We start from the raw sequence: 3,525 nt of genomic DNA, 5'->3' as shown, positions 1-3,525 counted from the left end.
GGTGCGATTCTTGTTTGCCCCAGTCTACTACCTTATTTAATGACAACCAGAGAGTTGTCAAATAGAAAGGAGAAGATACAAGTTCACGAAAGTGAACACGCCCTAAGGACGGTGTGAAAAAGAGAAACGGTGACTAGACGCTTAGGCGTCGTCGTCACGTTTCCTATTTTCACTGGGTCCTTAACGGGCTTTGTATCATAAATTATGCCTAAACGTTCTGATATTAAAAAATTATGGTTATCGGGTCTGGTCCTATCATCATTGGTCAGGCTGCTGAGTTTGACTATGCTGGTACGCAAGCCTGCTTGGCCTTGAAAGAAGAAGGCTACAGTGTTGTTCTTGTCAACTCTAACCCTGCGACTATCATGACTGATAAAGAAATCGCAGACAAGGTTTACATTGAACCTATCACACTGGAGTTTGTGACACGTATTCTTCGTAAAGAACGTCCTGATGCTCTCTTGCCAACACTTGGTGGACAAACTGGTTTGAATATGGCCATGGAATTGTCTAAAGCTGGTATTCTTGATGAGCTTGGCGTTGAATTATTGGGGACAAAATTGTCTGCCATTGACCAAGCCGAAGACCGTGATCTCTTTAAACAATTGATGGAAGATTTGCATCAGCCAATTCCTGAATCTGAAATTGTTAATACGGTGGAAGAAGCAGTGGCTTTTGCTTCAAAAATTGGTTATCCAGTTATTGTCCGTCCTGCCTTTACCCTTGGTGGTACCGGTGGTGGTATGTGTGCCAATGAAGAAGAACTTCGTGAAATCGCTGAAAATGGTTTGAAGTTGTCACCAGTAACCCAATGTTTGATTGAACGTTCTATCGCTGGTTTCAAAGAAATCGAATACGAAGTAATGCGTGATGCTGCTGACAACGCTCTTGTGGTTTGTAACATGGAAAACTTCGACCCAGTTGGTATTCACACAGGGGACTCAATCGTATTTGCCCCAACGCAAACCTTGTCAGATATTGAAAACCAAATGCTTCGTGATGCCAGCTTGAAGATTATCCGTGCCCTTAAGATTGAGGGTGGCTGTAACGTGCAGTTGGCGCTTGATCCTAATAGCTTCAAGTACTATGTTATCGAAGTAAACCCACGTGTGTCTCGTTCATCAGCTCTTGCTTCAAAAGCAACAGGTTACCCAATCGCTAAATTGGCGGCTAAAATCGCTGTTGGTTTGACACTTGATGAGATGATTAACCCAGTCACTGGTACAACCTACTCAATGTTTGAACCAGCCCTTGACTACGTGGTTGCCAAAATCCCACGTTTCCCATTTGATAAGTTTGAACATGGGGAACGTCGTCTTGGTACTCAGATGAAAGCGACTGGTGAAGTTATGGCCATTGGTCGTAACATTGAAGAGTCTCTTCTTAAAGCTTGTCGTTCGCTTGAAATCGGTGTTCACCACAATGAAATGCCTGAACTTGCCGAAGTAACAGATGATGCCTTGGTGGAAAAGGTTGTTAAAGCGCAAGACGACCGTCTCTTCTACCTTTCTGAAGCTATCCGTCGTGGTTATACTGTCGAAGAATTGTCAGAGTTGACTAAGATTGATATTTTCTTCCTTGACAAATTGCTCCATATCTTCGAATTGGAACAAGAATTGGCTACTCACGTAGGCGACATTGCTGTTTTGAAAGAAGCCAAACGCAATGGTTTCTCTGACCGTAAGATTGCGGAACTTTGGAACCAAACAGCTGACCAAGTCCGTGCCACTCGTTTGGAAAATCATATCGTTCCTGTTTACAAGATGGTTGATACTTGTGCAGCCGAGTTTGAATCTTCAACACCATATTTCTACTCAACTTACGAGTGGGAAAATGAATCTATCAAGTCTGATAAAGAATCTGTTATCGTTCTTGGTTCAGGTCCTATCCGTATCGGACAAGGGGTTGAGTTTGACTATGCAACGGTTCACTCTGTTAAAGCTATCCAAGCTGCAGGTTACGAAGCTATCATTATGAACTCTAACCCTGAAACAGTTTCAACAGACTTCTCAGTTTCAGATAAATTGTACTTTGAGCCATTGACCTTTGAAGACGTGATGAACGTCATCGAATTGGAACAACCTAAGGGTGTTGTGGTGCAGTTTGGTGGTCAAACAGCTATCAACTTGGCTGAGCCATTGTCTAAAGCAGGTGTGAAAATCTTGGGTACTCAGGTTGCTGATTTGGACCGTGCCGAAGACCGTGACCTCTTTGAACAAGCTCTTATTGACCTCAACATCCCACAACCACCAGGTCAAACAGCGACAAATGAAGAAGAAGCGGTTGAAGCAGCTCGTAAGATTGGCTTCCCAGTCCTTGTTCGTCCGTCATACGTTTTGGGTGGACGTGCCATGGAAATCGTGGAAAATGAAGACGACCTTCGCTCTTACATGCGTACAGCCGTTAAGGCGAGTCCTGACCACCCAGTCCTTGTCGATAGTTATATCATTGGACGTGAGTGTGAAGTAGATGCCATTTCTGATGGTAAGGATGTCTTGATTCCTGGTATCATGGAACACATCGAACGTGCAGGGGTTCACTCAGGGGATTCAATGGCAGTTTACCCACCACAAACCCTTTCTAAGAAAATCCAAGAAACGATTGCTGATTACACTAAACGTTTGGCTATCGGTCTTAACTGTATTGGTATGATGAATATTCAGTTCGTTATCAAGGGCGAAACGGTTTATGTAATCGAGGTGAATCCACGTGCCAGCCGTACCGTGCCATTCTTGTCTAAGGTAACGGATATTCCAATGGCTCAGGTGGCTACAAACTTGATTCTTGGTAAATCTTTGGCAGAGCAAGGTTACAAAGATGGCCTTTATCCTGAAAGCAAACACGTTCATGTCAAGGCTCCAGTCTTCTCATTCACAAAATTGGCTAAGGTAGATAGCCTCCTTGGACCTGAAATGAAATCAACTGGTGAAGTTATGGGTACAGATGCAACGCTTGAGAAGGCCCTCTACAAAGCCTTTGAAGCTTCTTACCTTCACTTGCCAACCTTTGGTAATGTTATCTTTACGATTCATGACGATACCAAAGAAGAAGCCCTTGGTTTGGCCCGTCGTTTCGATGCTATCGGTTACGGCATCTATGCTACTGCAGGCACAGCTAAGTTCTTGAATGAACATGGTGTTCAGGCAACACTTGTGCACAAGTTGGGTGAAAATGATGACAACGACATCCCAGCCCTTGTTCGTTCAGGTAAAGCGCAAGCTATTGTCAATACTGTTGGTAACAAACGTACTTATGACGAAGATGGTGCAGCTATCCGTAGCTCAGCTATTGAAGCAGGTATCCCACTCTTCACAGCGCTTGATACAGCAGATGCTATGGTGCGTGTGCTTGAAAGCCGTAGCTTTACAACAGAAGCTATCTAATTATGAAAGAGAGTCTCAGCTTTGCTGGGGCTTTTTAGTGAAGATAAAACTTCCGAACGTCTGAGACTAATCGCTTCAGGCGTTTTAATCACTGCCAGAAGTCTCGGTTTAAGCTGATGAGGTTTGCAAAACTCTTCATATT

General features: G+C 43.8%; 1 pseudogene. It reads left to right on the top strand.

What is annotated here, in order from left to right:
• Positions 1 to 204: 204 nt before the first annotated feature.
• A pseudogene (carB, locus tag HSISS2_RS05870) lies at positions 205 to 3,383 on the top strand (carbamoyl-phosphate synthase large subunit).
• Positions 3,384 to 3,525: the final 142 nt, after the last annotated feature.

The organism is Streptococcus sp. HSISS2 (genome assembly GCF_000448665.1).
GTDB classification, from domain to species: Bacteria; Bacillota; Bacilli; order Lactobacillales; family Streptococcaceae; genus Streptococcus; species Streptococcus raffinosi.
Note: the sequence above shows the minus strand (reverse complement) of the source record. Positions and strands in the feature narration are given on the sequence as shown.